Origin of the sequence: Streptomyces sp. NBC_00212 (assembly GCF_045206365.1) — a bacterium.
Taxonomy (GTDB): Bacteria; Actinomycetota; Actinomycetes; order Streptomycetales; family Streptomycetaceae; genus Streptomyces.
The window spans coordinates 2,697,094-2,716,102 of the sequence record NZ_CP108115.1 but is presented as its reverse complement, the minus strand read 5'-3'; the positions used below and the strand labels follow the sequence as shown (position 1 = coordinate 2,716,102).

Here is a 19,009-nt window from a genome sequence, read left to right as displayed (position 1 = left end):
GGGGTTGGGGAAGGGGGAGGCCGGTTTCCTGGGGCTCCGCCCCAGACCCCGTTCGCGCCTTAAGGGAGCTCGTCCTCAAACGCCGGACGGGCTGAGATGCCCGGTGCGGGCCAGCGCCGACCCTGCTAGGGGCGCGGGGAACTGCGCGACCAGCCACGCACGGTCTGCGGGGTGAAGGCGGGTCTTAAGGGGCGCGAGGAACTGCGCAATCAGAGGCTCCCCGCGCCCCCCCAGGGTCGCGCCTACGCCCCGTGGACCGTTCCCGCGTACCGCTGCACGAACCGCGTCCCGCTCGCCGCCGTCACCGTGACGTCGTAACTGCCGTCCCGCAACGGCCAGTTGACCGATGAGCTGCCCCTCGCAGGGACCCACACCGTACGGCTGGCGCGGTCGTCGGCCACGGTGAACGACACCTCGCTCGTGCCCTCGTTGCGGAGGCGGAGGGCCAGGGTTCGGCCGCTCAGCGCGGCGGTCGCCGAGGGGCGCGGGGCCGGGGCGTCGTGGTGGGTGAGGGTGCCCGAGAAGCGGCGGACGAAGCCGTCGGCGCCGTGGACCGTGAAGTCGTAGCGTCCGTCGGTCTCCGAGGTTTCCCAGATGTATGTCTTCGACGTGCCCGGGGCGACCGTGAACGGCGTGCCCGTGAAGGGCTTCACCGCGTTCGGCAGCACCGTGAAGTGGAAGGCGGCCTTCCCGTAGTTGGCCAGGGTGCAGGTGACCCGGCCCGTCGTGCGATTCACCGTGACGTCCGCCCAGGGGCGGTACGGCAGGAGGCGGTGCGGGCGGGTGCCCGGCTCCTGGGTGGGCATCGACTGGGCCCCGTTCGGGGGCAGTTTGACGGCGGGCAGTGCGTTGCCCGCGTCCGCCTTGGCCATCAGGGCGACCGTGTCGGGGAGCTTGGGGATCGAGTAGTCGGGCCGCGTGAAGTCGAAGCAGGTCGTCAGGTCGCCGCACACCGCGCGGCGCCAGTCCGAGATGTTCGGCTCGCGCACCCCGGTCACCAGCTCCAGGAAGCGGAGCACCGAAGTGTGGTCGAATACTTGGGAGTTGACGTATCCGCCGCGTGACCACGGGGAGATCGCCCACAGGGGGACGCGATTGCCCAGGCCGATCGGGCGGCCCGCCGCGAACTCGTCCGGAGTGCCCGGCTCGGGGAACGGCGGCAGCACATGGTCGAAGTAGCCGTCGTTCTCGTCGTACATGACCAGGAAGACGGTGTGCTTCCACACCTCCGGGTTCGAGAAGAGCGACTGGAGGGCCTGGTCGACCCAGTGCGCGCCGTAGTCGGGGCCCGCCGAGGGGTGCTCGCTGAACAGGTACGGCGCCACCAGCCAGGACACTGTGGGCAGCGTCCCGTCCTTGCAGTCCTTGTCGAAGGCCGCCGGGTCGAACTTGGTCATCGCGTTGATGTAACGCGGGTCGCTGATAGGGAAGTTGTGGAACTGTTTGAAGTACGACAGCGCGTTGTCGTCGTAGTCGCCGTACCGGTCGTCCTTCGACGGGTTGTGGTAGACCCGCCAGCTGACCTTGGCCGCCTCCAGGCGCTCGGCGTACGTCGTCCAGTCCGCGACCGGGTTGTCGGTGACCGGGGTGTTGTCCGTCCAGGGCCCGGTCGTGCCGTCCTTGCCCGGGCCGCAGGTGCCCGACCACAGGTAGAGCCGGTTGGGGTCGGTGGGGCCCGCCTGGGAGCAGAAGTAGCCGTCGCAGAGGGTGAACGCGTCGGCGAGGGCGTACTGGTAGGGGATGTCCTCGCGGGTGAAGTAGCCCATGGTGCGCTCGCCCTTGGCGGCCACCCACTTGTTCATCGCGCCGCCGTTGATCGCGGTGTGGCCGGTGCCCCAGTCGTGCGGGAGGCCGCCCGCGTTCTGGGCGTTGTACTTCGTCGTGTCCATCCGGAACGGCAGCGTGAAACCGTCCGAGCGGCCCGCGTCGGGCTGGCGGAAGACGGAGTCGCCGCTCGGGAAGGCCAGCGCCTGGCGGTCGTCGAAGCCCCGGACGCCGCTGAGGGCGCCGAAGTAGTGGTCGAAGCTGCGGTTCTCCTGCATCAGGACGACGACGTGCTTGACGTCCTCGATGCTGCCCTTGGGGCGCGGGGAGGCGGTCGCGGGTTCGGGCAGGCCGACGGCGGCAGCGGCGGCGGTCGCGGCGGACGCGCCCACGAAGGCGCGGCGGCTGAGCGGAGTCATGACGGAGGAATCCTTCGGGTCAGGATCGGCTGCGGGACGAGGCGCGGGCCGGGCGGGCGGCGAAGGGACGTGCCGCGGGCCCGGCGGAAGGGTGGCTCGGCGGAAGTCGGCTCGGCGGAAGGCCGCTCAGCGGACGGTGAACGTGACGGCCGGCGCCGCGTGGTCCGACGGCCAGCCGTTCCCGGCGGTGTCCGGCACCGGCTTCGGCCACCCCGTGACCAGCGCGTACGCGGCCTCGACGTGCAGCGGCCCGGCGTACTGGAGCTGGTCGATGCGGTCCTGCGGCTCCCCGGGGCGCACCGGCGACCAGGTCGTGCCGGGCTCGCGGGACGGGTTCGGGTGCGCCTCGCGGAAGGCGTCGCGCAGCCCGGCCGCGCCGAGGGCGACGGTCACCGGCCAGCGCACCTTGGTGGCCCGGTCCAGGTGCGAGGGCGAGGCGAGCCCGGCCGCAAGGACGACCGGCGTGTTCCGCGCGGCCAGGTCGCGCTTCATCGCGGCGAGCAGCGCGGTCGTCTGCCGGTACCGGACGCTGGCGAGCTCGGCCGCCTCGACCTCGGCGGGGGTGCGCCCGTCCCGTACCGCATAGGGCCCGTACGCGGCCTCGTCCAGCTGGGCCGTCCACAGCCGCAGCCGCCGCCCGCCCGGGAGTTGGAGGGTCGCTGCCGCCGCGCCGGCCAGGGGCGAGGCCACCTCCGTGAGCGGGAAGCGACTGACGATGCCGAGCCCGGCCGGGGTGTCATAGGCGTGCCACCCCAGTGCGTCGGCCAGAGGCTTGGCCGAGGCGCCGCCCGTCTCCTGGAGCGCGAGCACGTCGAGGCCCTGGCCGAGGACGAGCCGCAGCAGCTTCTGAGGTACGTCGTCGATGTGCGCGCCGGCGTCCCAGAGGTTCAGCGAGGCGATGGTCAGACGCGGCCGGGCCCCGGCGGCGCGCACCGGCACCTGGACGGTGACGACGTCGTTCCCGCCAGCACTGTCCTTGACCGCGACCGTGATCCGCCCCGGGTGCGCGCCCGGCCGCGCGGGCGCCGTCCCGGTCACCGTGCCGTCGGCGCCGACGCCCAGCCAGGAGTCGCCGGACAGTCGCCGGAACGACGGGGCCCCGGAGGGGTTGCCCGGCGGCCGCACCCACAGCGGGCCGAGCGGAATCGACACGGGTGAACCGGCCGCGAATTCCCCGGTCGTGAAGGAGTCGACGACGGCGTGCGGCGGCACCACCGGCGGCCGCGCGGTGATCGTGATCGGCGGGGTCTGCGCGAGGATCCCGTAGCCGTCCTTGGCCAGGAGGTAGGCGGTGTACACGCCCTCGCCGAGGCCCGAGGCGTCGAGCGTGAGGTCGCCGGAGGCGGCCGCGACGTACGACCAGACCAGCGAGGAACCGGTGCCGGGCTTGCGGTCGCCGTCGTAGATGCCGATCCAGTTCTTGGGATCGGGGGCGTCGGTGGTCCAGTGGAAGGAGAGCCGGTCGCCCTCGCGGGGGCTTGCCGGCGCGACGAGCCGGACGGTACTGACGGGGGACACGGAGGTCTGGTCCTCTCGATGGACGACGTGGTGAGGCGAGTTGGCTGGACAACTTCGCCAAGTCAGCCAGTCGTCCGCACACGCGATGTGAACGGAGCATGACCAGATGTGGGAGATCCCTGGACGGGCCGGGAAGAGCCCGGCGACGCGGGCCGGGGGCGGTGACCGAGGGTGAGCGGGTAATCCGTTTCGTGGTGAGGGTGGTGCGCCCCATAGGATTGGGCCCAAACCACACTCACTCACCCCTGAGGATCGCTGCATGCCTGGCATTACGCGCGAGGAGGTCGCCCACCTCGCCCGGCTGGCGCGTCTGGAGCTGAAGGGCGAAGAGCTCGACCACTTCGCCGGACAGCTCGACGACATCATCGGCGCGGTCGCCCGCGTCTCCGAGGTCGCCGACCAAGACGTACCCCCGACCTCCCACCCGCTGCCGCTGACCAACGTCATGCGCGCGGACGAGGTCCGTCCGTCGCTCACCCCCGCGCAGGCGCTCTCCGGCGCCCCGGCCCAGGAGCAGCAGCGTTTCAAGGTGCCGCAGATCCTGGGGGAGGACTAATCACATGACGGACATCATCAAGCTCACAGCGGCTCAGATCGCGTCGAAGATCGCGGCCGGCGAGCTCACCGCCGTCGAGGTCACCGAGGCCCACCTGGCCCGCATCGAGGCCGTGGACGAGAAGGTCCACGCCTTCCTGCACGTCGACCGCGACGGCGCGCTCGCGCAGGCCCGCGCCGTCGACGCCAAGCGCGCGGCCGGCGAGAAGCTCGGCCCGCTGGCCGGTGTGCCCCTGGCGCTGAAGGACATCTTCACCACCGAGGGCATCCCGACCACCGTCGGCTCGAAGATCCTCGAAGGCTGGATCCCGCCGTACGACGCGACGCTCACCAAGCGCCTCAAGGACGCGGACGTCGTCATCCTCGGCAAGACCAACATGGACGAGTTCGCCATGGGGTCCTCCACCGAGAACAGCGCCTACGGCCCGACCGGCAACCCGTGGGACCTGACCCGGATTCCGGGCGGTTCGGGCGGTGGCTCCTCCGCGGCGCTCGCCTCCTACGAGGCCCCGCTCGCCATCGGCACGGACACCGGCGGCTCCATCCGCCAGCCCGCCGCCGTCACCGGCACCGTCGGCGTCAAGCCGACCTACGGCGCGGTCTCCCGCTACGGCATGGTCGCCTTCTCGTCCTCCCTCGACCAGGGCGGGCCCTGCGCCCGTACGGTCCTGGACGCGGCGCTGCTGCACGAGGTCATCGCCGGGCACGACCCGCTCGACTCGACGTCCATCGACGCGCCGGTCCCGCCGGTCGTCGAGGCCGCGAAGAACGGTTCCGTCGCCGGGATGCGCGTCGGCGTCGTCAAGCAGTTCTCCGGTGAGGGCTACCAGGCCGGTGTCGTCCAGCGCTTCAACGAGTCCGTCGAGCTGCTCAAGTCGCTCGGCGCCGAGATCGTCGAGCTGGACTGCCCGTCCTTCGACCTGGCGCTCTCCGCGTACTACCTGATCGCGCCGTCGGAGTGCTCCTCGAACCTGGCCCGCTTCGATGCCATGCGCTACGGCCTGCGAGTCGGCGACGACGGCACCAGGTCCGCCGAGGACGTCACCGCGCTGACCCGCGAGGCCGGCTTCGGCGACGAGGTCAAGCGCCGGATCATCCTCGGTACGTACGCGCTGAGCTCCGGCTACTACGACGCGTACTACGGCTCGGCCCAGAAGGTCCGCACCCTCATCACGCGCGACTTCGAGAAGGCCTTCGAGCAGGTCGACGTGATCGTCTCGCCGACCACGCCCACCACCGCCTTCCCGATCGGCGAGCGCGCCGACGACCCGATGGCGATGTACCTCGCCGACCTGTGCACCATCCCGACCAACATGGCGGGCAACGCCGCCATGTCGCTGCCCTGCGGCCTCGCGCCGGAGGACGGGCTGCCGGTCGGGCTGCAGATCATCGCCCCCGCCATGAAGGACGACCGCCTGTACAAGGTGGGCGCCGCTGTCGAGGCCGCCTTCGTGGAAAAGTGGGGTCACCCGCTGCTTGAGGAGGCTCCGTCGCTGTGAGTGCACTGACCAAGGCCAAGGGTTTCAAGAAGTCCAAGGCCGGTACGTACCTGTCCATCGGCACCACCGCGTTCGGCGCCATCAGCGTGGTCAAGCAGGCCAAGAAGGCCCGTACCGACCACGACACGCTGAAGTTGCTCGACGCCGTCGTCTCCGCCGCCGCCATCGCCACCGGCGTCGCCCTCCTGCTGCGCGAGCTCAAGCGCATCGGTGACGACGACGTCCTGTTGGGCTGAGAGGGAAGTTTTTCACCGTGACCGTTACTGATCTGGTCTCGTACGAGGACGCCCTCGCGTCGTACGACCCCGTCATGGGCCTTGAGGTCCACGTCGAACTCGGCACCAAGACCAAGATGTTCTGCGGCTGTTCTACCGAGCTGGGCGCCGAGCCCAACTCGCAGACCTGCCCCACCTGCCTCGGCCTGCCCGGCTCGCTGCCGGTCGTCAACGCGATCGGCGTCGAGTCGGCCGTCAAGATCGGTCTCGCGCTGAACTGCGAGATCGCCGAGTGGTGCCGTTTCGCCCGGAAGAACTACTTCTATCCGGACATGCCGAAGAACTTCCAGACCTCGCAGTACGACGAGCCGATCGCCTTCAACGGCTACCTGGACGTCCAACTGGAGGACGGCGAGATCTTCCGCGTGGAGATCGAGCGCGCCCACATGGAGGAGGACACCGGCAAGTCGACGCACGTCGGTGGCGCGACGGGCCGCATCCACGGCGCCTCGCACTCGCTCCTGGACTACAACCGCGCGGGCATCCCGCTCATCGAGATCGTCACCAAGCCGATCGAGGGCGCGGGCGAGCGGGCCCCCGAGGTCGCCAAGGCGTACGTGGCCGAGCTGCGCGAGGTCATCAAGGCGCTCGACGTCTCCGAGGCCCGGATGGACAAGGGCCAGATGCGCTGCGACGTGAACCTGTCGCTGCGCCCGCACGGCGTCGAGAAGTTCGGCACGCGTTCGGAGACCAAGAACGTCAACTCGCTGCGTTCCGTGGAGCGGGCGGCCCGCTTCGAGATCCAGCGGCACGCGGCCGTGCTGTCCTCCGGCGGCACCATCGTGCAGGAGACCCGTCACTTCCACGAGGAGGACGGCTCCACCACGTCGGGGCGCATCAAGGACAACGCCGAGGACTACCGCTACTTCCCCGAGCCGGACCTGGTGCCGGTGGCTCCCGCGCGCGCGTGGGTCGAGGAACTGCGTGCGGGTCTCCCCGAGATGCCCCGCGTGCGGCGCAACCGGCTCCGCGAGGAGTGGGGCGTCAGCGAGCACGACATGCAGTCGATGCTGAACGCGGGCGCGGTCGATCCGATCGTCGCGACGATCGAGGCCGGGGCGGATGCGGCCGGTGCCCGTAAGTGGTGGATGGGCGAGCTCGCCCGCAACGCCAACGAGCAGGGCGTCGCCCTGGACGAGCTGCCCGTCACCCCGGCGCAGGTCGCCCGGGTCGTCGCGCTCGTCGCCGCCGGCGACCTCAACGACAAGCTGGCTCGCCAGGTCATCGAGGGTGTCCTCGCGGGCGAGGGCGACCCGGACGCGGTCGTCGAGAAGCGCGGTCTGAAGGTCGTCTCGGACGAGGGTGCGCTGGGCTCCGCCGTGGACGAGGCGATCGCTTCCAACGCGGCCATCGCGGACAAGATCCGGGGTGGCAAGGTGGCGGCGGTTGGCGCGCTGGTCGGTGCGGTCATGAAGACCACGCGTGGTCAGGCCGACGCGGCGCGCGTCAAGGAGCTCATCCTGGAGCGGCTGGGGGTCGAGGGCTAGCCCTCACGTCTCCGTCCCCCAAGGGGCGGTCTGCTCCGGCGAGTTGCCCGGGGCGGGCCGCCCCTTCGGTTTCCCCACCCCGCCCCTTCCCCTAGACCCTCCGGGGGTGGGGGTGGTCGAGCTGCTGTCCTGGGGCTCCGCCCCAGACCCCGTTCGCGCCTGAACGGCGCTCGTCCTCAAACGCCGGACAGGCTGAGGATGCCGACCGGGCCAGCACCATCCTGCTAGGGGCGCGGGGAACTGCGCGAGCAACCACGCACGGCCTGCGGGCGAAAGGGGGTTGAGGGGCGCGGGGCTGTGACATTGTGCGGCTCCGCCGCGTGGGCGCGACCAGCCACGCACGGTCCGCAGCCGGAATGCGGGTTGAGGGGCGCGGGGAACTGCGCGAGCAGGTCTCGCGGTCCGCGGGGATTGAACCCACCCCCACCCTCCCCGGGCCCGCAGGGCCCCCATCCCCGAAGGGGAAACCGGGTTGGACTTCCGGAGGGAGGGCTTGGACGTTCATCCGGGGGCCGGGGCGGGGTCTTCTGGGGGACACCCCGGGTCACTACCGTTCCCCCCGTACACACCACACCGCTCGGGAGGACCACTTGACCACGGACAACGCAGCCGCAGCCGCAGCCGCCGCCCCCGGCATCTCACGGCGCCGACTGCTCGCGCTGAGCGGCGGCGCCCTCGGCGCGGCCGCCGCCGGGTCGCTGCTGCCGCCCTCGCTGCAGACTGCGATGGCCGCCGGGCCGCCCGCCGGTGGGCTGAGCGCGGTCAAGCACGTCGTGATCCTGATGCAGGAGAACCGGTCCTTCGACCACTACTTCGGCACCTTGAGGGGTGTGCGCGGTTTCGGTGATCGCAATGCCCTTCAACTCCCCAGCGGCAGGCCCGTGTTCGAGCAGCCCGGGGCGCTCGGCAGCACCGTCCTTCCCTTCCCCGTGCGCGGCGCCGCCGCCACCCAGCACCAGGACCTCCAGTACATAGGCGCCCTCGACCACTCCTGGAGCGGCGGCGCCAAGGCCTGGAACGGCGGCTGGATGGACAACTGGGTCTCCGCCAAGACCTCGGCGACCATGGCCTACTACGACCGCCAGGACATCCCGCTGCACTACGAGCTCGCCGACACCTTCACCGTCTGCGACGCCTACCACTCCTCCATCCACAGTTCCACCAGCCCCAACCGCAACCATCTGTGGAGCGGCAAGACCGGGTACGAGGCCAACGGACAGCGGGCCGTCGGCAATGACGCGTACGACGAGGGCACCCATCCCGGGTACGGCTGGGGCACCTACGCCGAGCGGCTCGAAAAGGCCGGGCGCAGCTGGAAGACGTACACCGAATGGGAGAACTTCACCGACAACCAGATCGAGTTCTTCACCACCTTCAAGGCGATCGCGCGGAAGGTGCTCGCCAAGACCGGTGGGCACACCTTCATGGAGTCCTTCTACTCCGTTGTACGCGACACCACTGACAACGCCGAGCGGCAGCGGCTTCTGGGGCTGCTCGACCAAGGGGTAGCCACCCTCACCAAGGCCGAACGCGGTCTCTTCGAGCGGGGGTTGAGGCGGGTGCCCACCGGCACGCTCGCCGACGCCTTCGGCAAGGACGTCGCCGCCGGCACCCTGCCCGAGGTCTCCTACCTGGTGCCCTCCGCGCTCGACTCCGAGCATCCGAGCGTCTCCTCGCCCGTGCACAGCGCCACCATCGTCTACAAGGTGCTCGACGCGCTCGGCAAGCACCCCGACGTCTGGCGGCACACCGTCGTCCTCGTCAACTACGACGAGAACGACGGCTTCTTCGACCACGTCCCGCCGCCCGTCGCCCCGCCCGAGGTGGCCGACGAGCAGTGGGAGGGCAAGCCCACCGGGCTCGGCGCGCGGGTGCCGCTGCTCGTCGTCTCGCCGTGGAGCGTCGGCGGCTACGTCTGCTCCGAGGTCTTCGACCACACCTCCGTGATCCGCTTCCTGGAACAGTGGACCGGGGTGCGCGAGCCCAACATCAGCACGTGGCGGCGCACCGTCACCGGCGACCTCACCTCCGCCTTCGACTTCAAGCGCGGCAGGCCGCAGCCCGCCGTGACCCACCCCGGCCCCATCCCGCCGCTGAGCGGACGCTGGCGCCCCGAGCCGCCCGCCCAGCAGCACATGCCCGTACAGGAAGAGGGCACCCGGCCCGCCCGGCCGCTGCCGTACCAGCCGGATGCCTACGCACGGGTCGCCGACGGTGCCCTCCAGGTGCAGCTCAGCAACAACGGCCGGGCCAGCGCCCACTTCGCGCTCTACCCGTACGCCAAGGAGTTCGCCGCGCCCCAGCACAAGGACGTAAGGGGCAAGGCGCAATGGAGTGTGCCCCTTACCGGCGGGGCGAACGGTGCTTACAGGTTCACGGTCACCGGGCCGAACGGGTTCCGGCGGGAATTCGAGGGAGCCGGCGCCACGGACGCCGCCGAGGTGACCACGTACCTCGACCACAACGACCGCGACGTCCACCTGACGCTCCGCAACCGCGGCGACAAGTCCGTCACCTTCGTCGTGAGGCCGCTGGGTTACGCCGACGAGGCCGATCTGCGGGACTGGAAGCGGACCGTCACGGTCAAGCCCGGGCGCAGCCGCACCGTGGTGCACTCCGCCGCCGACGCGCACGGCTGGTACGACCTCGAAGTGACCGCGGACGGCGGCGGCCCGTTCCGCAGGCGCCTGATGGGCCACATCGAGAACGGCCGCCCGAGCATCTCCGGCTGACCGGGACCGGCTGTCATCCGGGGGAAGCGCCCTGGGTGGTCGTGGCGGGCTGCGGCGACGAGTCGTCGTTGCAGCCCGCCAGACCGCCCATCGAGAGAAGAACCGCGAGCGCTGCCACAACCGCCAGGCGCCGTCGCTTATTTGACGTCATGTCAGCTCCCCGTCGCGAGGATCGTCGCCGAATTGCGCAGCGTGGCGTCCACCTGCTGCTTCACCTTGGCCAGGTCCTCGGCGTGGGACTCGATGTACCGGTTCTCGTAGGCGGTGAGGACCGCGTACCAGATGCCGACGACATTGGTCTGCTGTTTGCAGGCGACATCCGCGCGGGCCGTCGCGATCTCCGTCGGACTCGGCTGGGGGGAGTGCCACGCCGGGTCGTTCACGGCGTCGTCGGGGCTCTTGTACGTATACCCCTTGCCTTTCATGCACGTACTCCAGGCGCCGAACGCGTCCTGGACCCGGCTGTCCGACTTCGATTGCTGATACGGGCCCATCATGACGTTCGCGGCGTCCAAGATCCCCACTCCCGGCGCGCCGCCCTTGGTCAACTCGGCTTCCACCACGGCATTGCAGCCGCCTTTGGGGACGGAATGGCCATTGATGTCCGGGCCTTTGTACGTGCCGGTGAAGACCGACTTCTCGACCGGGGTCGGATCACCACCCGTGCCGGATTTCTTTCCGCCCGTGGAGCCGTCCTTGGAATGATCGTCGGGCGAGTGGTATCCGTACTGCGAGGCACGGTTCGCGTCGACGATCAGGAACAGTGTGTCGAGTTTCTGGCCGACGGGCGCCGGGTCGATCACATCGCTGCCGTGCCAGTCGATTCCGTATTGCGTCATGCAGCGCCGGGCCAGTACGCGCTGGGCATTGAGGGTGTCCAGATACTGCTGCTGATTGAGGGTGTACGCGTCCAGTGGCAGCGGTTTGATCTCCGAGGCGTCGGTGATCTTCGGAATGGCGCCGGTCTTCGGCTGTTCCGCTTTCTGTGCCGGGCTCGAACAGCCCGCGGCGAGCAGCAGCGCCACGGCCGCCGCCACCGCGAGGGGCGGGCCCGATACCCTGGGCAGCCTGGTCGGCGGCGCCGCGCCCGGGCGCCCTCCCTGTGGAACTCGCGCGTCCATGGCCACCTTTCAGACTTCGTGCCCGCAGGGACTTGGGGTGCGGAGCAGCCGGTTCGCCGGCCGGCCGCCGCCGCGGACCGTGCCCTGGTCCGCGGCGGCAGCCGAGTGGGATCCGGTCAGCTCCACGAAATGGAGCTGGCGCGGTCGTTCATCGCGTTCCCGACATAGCTGGAGTCGCCGACGTAGCCGTAGGTGGCTCCCGTGCGGTTGTTGTCCTCGTACAGCTTGGTGTAGCAGTTCGCGTAGCTGTGGAACGAGGAGATGACATCGTTCCAGCCGCCCGGCATGGAGTTGACGTAGAAGTCGAGGTCCGAGGTGGAGGCGGTGCAGGTGCCGCCGGTCACGGTGTACGTCGCGCCCTGGTAGTTGGCGTTGACGAACTCGATGCCGATGACGGTGGCGGCCGGGCCGAGCGTGGTGGTGGCCGGGGTGCTCGCGGCCGATGCGGGGGTGGCGAGGCCGGCCAGGGCGGCGACTGCGACACCGGCTACGGCCAATGCGTATCTGGATCTCACAGCGAATCTCCTTCAGTGACTTGAGAAATGACGTGAGGCCGAGCTTTCGTGCTCTTTTGTTGCACGGTTCCGGCCGGAGACCGCTGTGTCCCGGGATGTCTCCCAAGGCAGGAGAACCGTAAGTGGTGTGGTTCGGCCGGTCAATGGAGACTTTGCGGACCCTGTGCCTCCATGGGAGCAAAGGAACGGCAGGGGCGGCGGATGTCGGGAAATCTTGGCCGGATCCCGCGAAGGGGCGGATGGATAAATCTGTCCGGAGCGGTCAATTCCCTTGAGGAGAATCCCAGTTGAAAAGGGTAGGTAAAGATCGTGTGCTTACGGGTGTCCCTTGTGGCGCGCGTTCACGACAGCCGTGATTCGGCCACACTGCTCTTCGGCCGCCCCGGAAATTCCCTCTTGACGCGGCCGGTCCCGCACATCAAGCTGGCGCCCGATCCCGCGAGCGGACCGGGCGGCTACCTGGCAGGCGGACCGAATGGCAGACAGTTCCACGCCCGAATCGGGTATTCCAGCCGCCCTGGACCCCGATATGCCGGACAAGCAAGCCGGTCCGCCGGACGTGCCCGAACCGCGTTCCGCCGAACCTCGACTTCCGCCTTCGGCATCGGCCCTGATCAGGCGTCAGCGCATTCTTCTGATCGTCACCGCGGGCGCGGCGCTGCTGTCCGTCGGCGGGCTCGTCGCCTCGGTCTTCGTCCGTTCCCCGGCCCAGGACGCCGCCGGGCGCCGAGCCCCCGACCCCACCGTGCTCACCGCCCCGGTGCAGCAGCGTGTCCTCACCAAGTCGGTGATCCTGCGCGGCACCGTCACCGCGGGCGGCAGCGTCAACTTCACGCCCGTACAGGGCCAGTCCCAAGGGGCCGGGGCCAGTGCGCTGCTCCTGACCGGGATCCGCAAGAAGGCCGGCAGCGCGGTGGCGCCGGGCGACGTCCTCGTCGAGGTCTCCGGGCGGCCCGTCATCGCGCTGTCCGGGCCGGTCCCCGCCTACCGGGACCTCAAGCCGGGCGACACCGGCAAGGACGTCGGCGAACTCCAGGACGCGCTGCGCCGCCTCGGGTACGCCGACAGCGACCCGGCGGGCACCTTCGGGCCGCGCACCAAGACCGCCGTCGCCGCGCTCTACGCCGACCGCGGCTACGACCCGCCCGACACCGGCGGCCCGCACGGCGCCGCGGACCAGCAGCCGCTCACCTCGGCCCGCCAGGCCGTCACCACCGCGCAGCGCGCCGTCACCGCCGCCCGCGCGACCCGCGACGGCGCGAAAGGGGCCGCTGCGATGTCGGCCGCCACCACCCAGCTCGGTTACGCCCAACAGGACCTGTCCACCGCGCAAAAGGCACTCGACGACCTCGTCGCGCACACCGGGGTGATGCTCCCGCTCGCCGAGTTCACCTTCGTGCCCGCCTTCCCCGCCCGGCTCTCGGCCGTCAGCGCAGCCGTCGGCTCGGCCGTCGCCGCGCCGCTGCTCACCATCGACTCGGGGCGGCCCGTGGTGACCACCGTCCTCACCCAGGACCAGAAGTCGTCGCTGCGCGAGGGCATGAAGGTCCAGCTCTCCGCCGAGGTGCTCGGCCAGGAGGCCAAAGGCGCCATCACCGCACTCGGCGCGTACACCACCGGATCGACCAACACCGGCCAGCGCAACGGCAGTTCGGGCAGTGGCAGACAGAACGGCTCGTCCGGCGCCGGCCAGGACGGCGGCGGCGACACCCCGCAGACGCGGGCCGGCTACCCGCTGACCGTCACCCCGGACACCGAACTCCCCGCGCCCTGGCTCGGCCTCGACGTGCGGGTCACCGTGACCGCCGCGTCCAGCAACGGGCCGGTCCTCGTCGTGCCCGCCACCGCCGTGAGCGCGGGCGCCGACGGCCGCACCTCGGTGTCCGTACGCGCCGCCTCCGGCGCCCAGAACCGCATCCCGGTCACCGCGGGCATGGACGCCGACGGGTACGTGGCCGTGACGGCTGCCCCGGGTTTCCGGCTCGCGGCGGGGGACGCGGTGGTGGTGGGCCAGTGAGGAGGTGGCGGAGGCGAAGCGGGGCGGCGGCGGAGACCCTGGATGGCCTGGAGGCGGAGGTGGCAGCCCCTGCCGAGGACCCCGCCATGCCTGTCCAGGAGGCCCGGGGCGACGCCGCAGTCACCCCCGCGCCCACCGGCACCCCCGCCGTCATCGATCTGGCCGCCGCCGCCCGCACCTACCCCGGGCCGCCCCCGGTGCACGCGCTGCGGCCCACCGATCTCACCGTCCACCGCGGCGAGTACATCGCCGTGGTCGGGCCCTCGGGGTCCGGGAAGTCGACGCTGCTCAATGTGATCGGCCTCGTCGACCGGCCCACCGGCGGGCGCTACCGGCTCGACGGCATCGACACCGGCGGCCTGCCCGAGGCCGACCGCACGGCCCTGCGCGGCCACCGCATCGGCCTCGTCTTCCAGGCCTTCCACCTGCTGCCGTACCGCACCGCCACCGAGAACGTCATGCTCGCCCAGGTCTACCTCGGCACCCCGCGCGCCCGACGGCGTACCGAGGCCGTGGACGCACTGCTCGCCGTCGGCCTCGGGCACCGGCTCGACGCGCTGCCCTCCGCCATGTCCGGCGGCGAGCGCCAGCGCGTGGCCATCGCCCGCGCGCTGGTCAACCGGCCCAGCCTGCTGCTCTGCGACGAGCCCACCGGCAACCTGGACTCCGCGTCGGCAGGCCGGGTCATGAACACGCTCGACGCCCTCAACGACAGCGGCATCACCCTCGTCGTCATCACCCACGACCCGGCCGTCGCCGCCCGCGCGCGGCGCACCATCACCATCCGCGACGGCCAACTCGCCGAGGACAGCGGCCGTTTGAGCGTCGGGAGTCCGGCATGAGGAGGCCCGCCCGGCGCCCGCGTCACCCGGGCATCCCCCGTACCCGGATGGTCTTCAGGGACCTCGCGGCCGAATCGGTGGCGGGCATCCTGCAACGCCCGGCCCGTACCGCGCTGACCGTCCTCGGCACGCTGCTCGGTGTGGGCGCGTTCGTGGCCATCCTCGGGCTCACGGCCACCGCGCGCGGCCAGATCAGCTCCGACTTCACGGTGCTCGCCGCCACCCAGGTCACCGTGAAGGACGTCGGCGCGCCCGACCCGGCGCAACAGACCGGCGCGGCCACCCGCTACGACTTCCCCGACGACGCCGACCAGCGCGCCGAGCGACTCAACGGCGCCGTCCACGCGGGCACCTACTGGCAGGTGTTCAAGACCCCGCCCGCGGTCTCCACCCGCTCCGGACCCGCCGCCGGAGCGGCCGGCCAGGAAGGCGCCGAAGGCCTCACGGTGTACGCGGCGAGCCCGGGGCTGCTCCAGGCCGTCGGCCCCACGCTCGCCGGCGGCACCCTCTACAACACCTTCCACGACAACAGGCGCATGCATGTCGCCGTGATCGGCTCGGCCGTCGCCCGCCGCCTCGGCATCAGCAGTCTCGCGGCCCAGCCCGCCGTCTTCGTCAACGGCACCCCGTACACCGTCGTCGGCATCCTGAAGAACGTTGAGCGGCTGCCCAACCTGCTGCTCTCGGTGATGATCCCCGACCGCACGGCCCGCGCCGACTACGGCGACCCGGCGCCCGACTACGCCGCCACCATGCTCATCCAGACCCGCGTCGGCGCCGCCCGGCTCATCGCGAAGCAGGCCCCGCTCGCGCTCCGGCCGGACCGCCCCGACCACCTCCAGGCCGTGCCGCCGCCCGCACCCCACACGCTCCAGGACAGCGTCACCGGGAGCCTCGACTCGCTGTTCCTGCTGCTCGCGGGCATCACCCTGGTGATCGGCACCGTCGGCATCGCCAACACCACCCTGGTCTCCGTCCTGGAACGCACCGGCGAGATCGGCCTGCGCCGCTCACTGGGCGCGCGGCCCCGCCACATCGCCGCCCAGTTCCTCACCGAGTCCGCGGCGCTCGGCACCCTCGGCGGCCTGCTCGGCACCGCCGTCAGCATCGTGGTCACGCTCTCGGTGGCGCTCGCCCACCACTGGACGGCCATCCTCGACCCGTGGACGACCCTGCCCGCTCCGCTGATCGGCACCCTCACCGGTCTGCTGGCCGGCGCCTACCCCGCGCTGCGCGCCGCCCGAATCGAACCCGCGGAGGCCCTTCGGCGCTGAGTCCGGGCCCTTCGCCCCCATAGGGGGAGGGGTCCTGTGAGGAACGCCACGAAAGGGGCAAACGATCTCTATTGACTGCCAGAGTGGCTGACGCGCATCCTGCGCACCGCCGTTCTTTGCGGGCTGTTCCCGGTCAAAGAGCCACAAAATCATCCGGGAGCACTCTGTTGGCCGCCCTCGCGCGCTGGTGCGTCAGGCACCGCCTCGTCGCCGTACTGCTCTGGCTCCTCGCGCTCGCCACCACCACCACCGCGGCGGCCGTCGCCGGCTCCGCCTACTCGAACGACTACGAGGTCCCCGGCACCGAGTCCGGCCGCGCGAGCGCCCTGCTCGACGCCGCCTTCCACGGCCGGGGCGGCGACACCGACTCCATCGTCTGGCACACCCACTCCGGCTCGGTCCGCGACAGCGCCGTACGGCAGCGGCTGGAGCGGACGCTCGCGCAGGTCGCGAAGCTCCCCGGGGTCGCCTCCGTGGCCGGCCCGTACGGGGCCGAGGGCGCGGCACAGATCAGCGCCGACGGACGCACCGCGTACGCCACCGTCACCTTCGACGAGCAGGCCGACGACATCCCCGAGGCGCAGGCCAAGGCCGTCGTTGACACGGCCAGGGCCGCCGCGTCCGACTCGCTCGACGTCGAACTCGGCGGCAGCGCGGTCGCGCTCACCGAAGCGCCGTCCGCGCACCTCAGCGAGGTCGTGGGTGTGGTCGTCGCGGCCGTCGTGCTGTTCCTCGCGTTCGGTTCGTTCGCCGCCAGCCTGCTCCCGATCGCCACCGCCCTTGTCGGCGTCGGCACCGCGTACGCGGGCATCGGACTGCTCGGCCACGTCATGACCGTCGCCGACTTCGCGCCCATGCTGGGCATGCTCGTCGGGCTCGGCGTCGGCATCGACTACGCCCTGTTCATCGTGACCAGACACCGGCGCGCGCTGCGTCAGGGCATGGGTGTCGAGGAAGCGGCCCGCACGGCCGTCGCGACCACCGGCCGAGCCGTCGTCTTCGCGGGGGCGACCGTCTGCATCGCCCTGCTCGGCATGCTCGTCCTGCGCCTGGGCTTCCTCAACGGCGTGGCCGTCGCCGCCTCCCTCACGGTCGTCCTGACCGTGGCGGCCTCCGTCACGCTGCTGCCCGCGCTGCTCTCGTTCATCGGGATGCGGGCGCTCAGCCGCCGTGAGCGGCGGGGGCTCGCCGAACACGGCCCGCAGCCCGAGCCGCCCACCGGGTTCGCCGCCCGCTGGGCCGCCTTCGTGGAGCGCCACCCCAAGCTGCTCGGCGTGATCGCCACCGGGGTCGTGCTGGTGCTCGCGCTGCCCGCGCTCTCCCTCCACCTCGGCACCTCCGACCAGGGCAACAACCCCGCCAAGAGCACCACGCGCAAGGCCTACGACCTCCTCGCGGACGGCTTCGGGCCCGGCGTGAACGGGCCGCTCGCCGTGGTCGCCGAGCTCGAAGGCCCCGGCGACCGGCTCGCGATGGAGCGGCTGCCCGACGTGCTGCGCGCCACCGGCGGCGTCGCCTCGGTGAGCCCGGTGACGTACAACGGCAGCGGCAGCACCGCCGTCCTGACCGTCGTACCGGACTCGGCACCGCAGTCGCAGCGCACCAGCGACCTCGTCGACCGGCTGCGCCACGAGGTGCTCCCCGCCGCCGAGCGGGGCAGCTCGCTCAAGGCGCAGGTGGGCGGCGTGACCGCTAGCTACGACGACTTCGCGGCGATCATCGTCGGCAAACTCCCGCTGTTCGTCGGCGTGGTGATCGCGCTCGGCTGCGTCCTGCTGCTGCTCGCCTTCCGCTCGATCGGGATCCCGCTCAAGGCGGCCGCGATGAACGTGGCGGCGGTGGCCTCCGCGTTCGGCATCGTCGTCGCGGTGTTCCAGTGGGGCTGGGGCAGCGAACTCATGGGCCTCGGCCGGTCCGGGCCGATCGAACCGTTCCTGCCGGTGATCATGGTCTCCGTCCTCTTCGGCCTGTCCATGGACTACCAGGTGTTCCTGGTCAGCCGGATGTACGAGGAGTGGCTGGAGACCCGCGACAACCGGCGGGCGGTCCGGGTCGGCCTCGCCGAGACCAGCCGCGTGATCAACTCCGCTGCCGTCATCATGATTTCGGTCTTCCTCGCGTTCGTGCTCAGCGGCGACCGCGTCATCGCCATGTTCGGCATCGCGCTCGCGGCGGCCGTCGCGCTCGACGCGTTCGTCCTGCGCACCCTGCTCGTGCCCGCCCTCATGCACCTGCTCGGCGGCGCCAACTGGTGGCTGCCCGCCTGGCTCGACCGGCGACTCCCCAGGATCAGCATCGAGGCCCCCGAATGCCGCCGTGCGAAGATCCCGGAGCAGCCGGCGGCCGACCGGGCCGACCAACTCGTGCCCTAGCAATCGCTCAGACGGATCAGATGGAGGAGTGGGGATGTTCGCAGTATCTCTGGGGGACGACGGGGCCGAACTCCGCCCGCTGGAGCCGTGGCAGGCCGAGGAGTTCCTCGCCCACATGAACCGGGGCCGCGAGTTCATCGGCACCCACATCGCCCTGCCCGACTTCGCGACCGACCTGCCCTCCGCGCGCGCCTTCCTCCAGGGGTACGCGGACAAGACGGCCGCCGACGCCGGGCGCATCTACGGCATCTGGCTCGACAACACGCTGGTCGGCGCCGTCATCTTCCGGACCTTCGAACCGGCCCAGGGCAACTGCGAGGTCGGCTGCTGGCTGGAGGAGGCCGCGGTCGGGCGCGGCCTGATCACCCGGGCCATCACGACGCTGATCGACTGGGCCGTGGACGTACGCGGGATGCACCGCGTCGAGTGGGTGGCGTCCGCCGAGAACACCGCGAGCACCAACGTCGCCCGGCGGCTCGGCATGACCAAGGACGGGGTGCTCCGCGAGAGCTACCTCTACCGAGGGGTGCGGCACGACAGCGAGATCTGGGCGGTGCTCGCCGACGAGTGGCGGGCGGCGCGGGTGGGCCGGGCGGGGCGCTGAGCCACCAACTGCCGG

14 protein-coding genes are annotated in these 19,009 nt (G+C 71.3%); 10 read left to right on the top strand and 4 right to left on the bottom strand.

Annotated features, from left to right (window positions below; genetic code table 11):
* Window positions 1-242 precede the first annotated feature (242 nt).
* Entirely contained in the window at window positions 243-2,183 is a 1,941-nt protein-coding gene (locus tag OHA17_RS12195; protein WP_406506536.1) for a phosphocholine-specific phospholipase C, read from the bottom strand.
* 126 nt (window positions 2,184-2,309) lie between these two features.
* Window positions 2,310-3,701, bottom strand: a complete 1,392-nt coding sequence (locus OHA17_RS12190; RefSeq protein ID WP_406506534.1) for an endonuclease/exonuclease/phosphatase family protein — start codon at window positions 3,699-3,701, stop codon at window positions 2,310-2,312.
* A gap of 259 nt (window positions 3,702-3,960) precedes the next feature.
* Between OHA17_RS12190 and gatC the strand changes: the two genes are divergently transcribed.
* The 5 genes from gatC to OHA17_RS12165 all read left to right on the top strand — a co-directional run bounded on the left by gatC (window position 3,961) and on the right by OHA17_RS12165 (window position 10,249).
* Window positions 3,961-4,257: an Asp-tRNA(Asn)/Glu-tRNA(Gln) amidotransferase subunit GatC gene (gatC, locus tag OHA17_RS12185; RefSeq protein WP_003966094.1), complete on the top strand. Its 297-nt coding sequence runs from the start codon at window positions 3,961-3,963 to the stop codon at window positions 4,255-4,257.
* A 4-nt stretch (window positions 4,258-4,261) separates the two neighbouring features.
* On the top strand, window positions 4,262-5,755 hold the full coding sequence (gene gatA, locus OHA17_RS12180) for an Asp-tRNA(Asn)/Glu-tRNA(Gln) amidotransferase subunit GatA (RefSeq protein ID WP_406506532.1): 1,494 nt from the start codon (window positions 4,262-4,264) through the stop codon (window positions 5,753-5,755).
* A complete protein-coding gene (locus OHA17_RS12175) occupies window positions 5,752-5,991 on the top strand; it encodes a hypothetical protein (RefSeq protein WP_053726239.1) in 240 nt (79 codons plus the stop codon). The genes gatA and OHA17_RS12175 overlap by 4 nt, the downstream gene beginning before the upstream one ends.
* A gap of 17 nt (window positions 5,992-6,008) precedes the next feature.
* Window positions 6,009-7,517 carry an Asp-tRNA(Asn)/Glu-tRNA(Gln) amidotransferase subunit GatB gene (gatB, locus tag OHA17_RS12170; protein WP_053726240.1) on the top strand — a complete coding sequence of 503 codons (1,509 nt, stop codon included), beginning with the start codon at window positions 6,009-6,011 and terminating at the stop codon, window positions 7,515-7,517.
* A gap of 635 nt (window positions 7,518-8,152) precedes the next feature.
* On the top strand, window positions 8,153-10,249 hold the full coding sequence (locus OHA17_RS12165) for a phosphocholine-specific phospholipase C (RefSeq protein WP_406510694.1): 2,097 nt from the start codon (window positions 8,153-8,155) through the stop codon (window positions 10,247-10,249).
* Between the two features lie 152 nt (window positions 10,250-10,401).
* Here OHA17_RS12165 and OHA17_RS12160 read toward each other — a convergent pair whose 3' ends face one another.
* Window positions 10,402-11,274 (bottom strand): hypothetical protein, encoded by an 873-nt coding sequence (locus OHA17_RS12160; RefSeq protein ID WP_406506530.1) that lies wholly within the window; start codon window positions 11,272-11,274, stop codon window positions 10,402-10,404.
* A 212-nt stretch (window positions 11,275-11,486) separates the two neighbouring features.
* Window positions 11,487-11,885, bottom strand: coding sequence for a hypothetical protein (locus tag OHA17_RS12155; RefSeq protein WP_406506528.1), 399 nt, complete (start codon window positions 11,883-11,885; stop codon window positions 11,487-11,489).
* A gap of 529 nt (window positions 11,886-12,414) precedes the next feature.
* Between OHA17_RS12155 and OHA17_RS12150 the strand changes: the two genes are divergently transcribed.
* The 5 genes from OHA17_RS12150 (at window position 12,415) to OHA17_RS12130 (ending at window position 18,994) form a co-directional block, all read left to right on the top strand.
* Window positions 12,415-13,902 carry a peptidoglycan-binding protein gene (locus OHA17_RS12150; protein ID WP_406506526.1) on the top strand — a complete coding sequence of 496 codons (1,488 nt, stop codon included), beginning with the start codon at window positions 12,415-12,417 and terminating at the stop codon, window positions 13,900-13,902.
* 86 nt (window positions 13,903-13,988) lie between these two features.
* Window positions 13,989-14,744, top strand: a complete 756-nt coding sequence (locus OHA17_RS12145) for an ABC transporter ATP-binding protein (protein WP_406506525.1) — start codon at window positions 13,989-13,991, stop codon at window positions 14,742-14,744.
* Entirely contained in the window at window positions 14,741-16,018 is a 1,278-nt protein-coding gene (locus OHA17_RS12140; protein WP_406506523.1) for an ABC transporter permease, read from the top strand. Before OHA17_RS12145 ends, OHA17_RS12140 begins: the two co-directional genes overlap by 4 nt.
* Window positions 16,019-16,185: 167 nt before the next feature.
* Window positions 16,186-18,390 (top strand): MMPL family transporter, encoded by a 2,205-nt coding sequence (locus OHA17_RS12135; RefSeq protein WP_406506521.1) that lies wholly within the window; start codon window positions 16,186-16,188, stop codon window positions 18,388-18,390.
* Window positions 18,391-18,424: 34 nt separating this feature from the next.
* The gene (locus OHA17_RS12130; RefSeq protein ID WP_398879461.1) at window positions 18,425-18,994 is read left to right on the top strand and encodes a GNAT family N-acetyltransferase; all 570 of its coding nucleotides are present in this window, start codon (window positions 18,425-18,427) and stop codon (window positions 18,992-18,994) included.
* Window positions 18,995-19,009 lie beyond the last annotated feature (15 nt).

Bases quoted from the DNA above. Each gene is read 5' to 3' on its own strand.
- OHA17_RS12195 (WP_406506536.1), bottom strand. From the start codon at position 2,183: ATGACTCCGCTCAGCCGCCGCGCCTTCGTGGGCGCGTCCGCCGCGACC.
- gatA (WP_406506532.1), top strand. From the start codon at position 4,262: ATGACGGACATCATCAAGCTCACAGCGGCTCAGATCGCGTCGAAGATC.
- gatC (WP_003966094.1), top strand. From the start codon at position 3,961: ATGCCTGGCATTACGCGCGAGGAGGTCGCCCACCTCGCCCGGCTGGCG.
- OHA17_RS12130 (WP_398879461.1), top strand. From the start codon at position 18,425: ATGTTCGCAGTATCTCTGGGGGACGACGGGGCCGAACTCCGCCCGCTG.
- OHA17_RS12145 (WP_406506525.1), top strand. From the start codon at position 13,989: ATGCCTGTCCAGGAGGCCCGGGGCGACGCCGCAGTCACCCCCGCGCCC.
- OHA17_RS12140 (WP_406506523.1), top strand. From the start codon at position 14,741: ATGAGGAGGCCCGCCCGGCGCCCGCGTCACCCGGGCATCCCCCGTACC.
- OHA17_RS12150 (WP_406506526.1), top strand. From the start codon at position 12,415: ATGCCGGACAAGCAAGCCGGTCCGCCGGACGTGCCCGAACCGCGTTCC.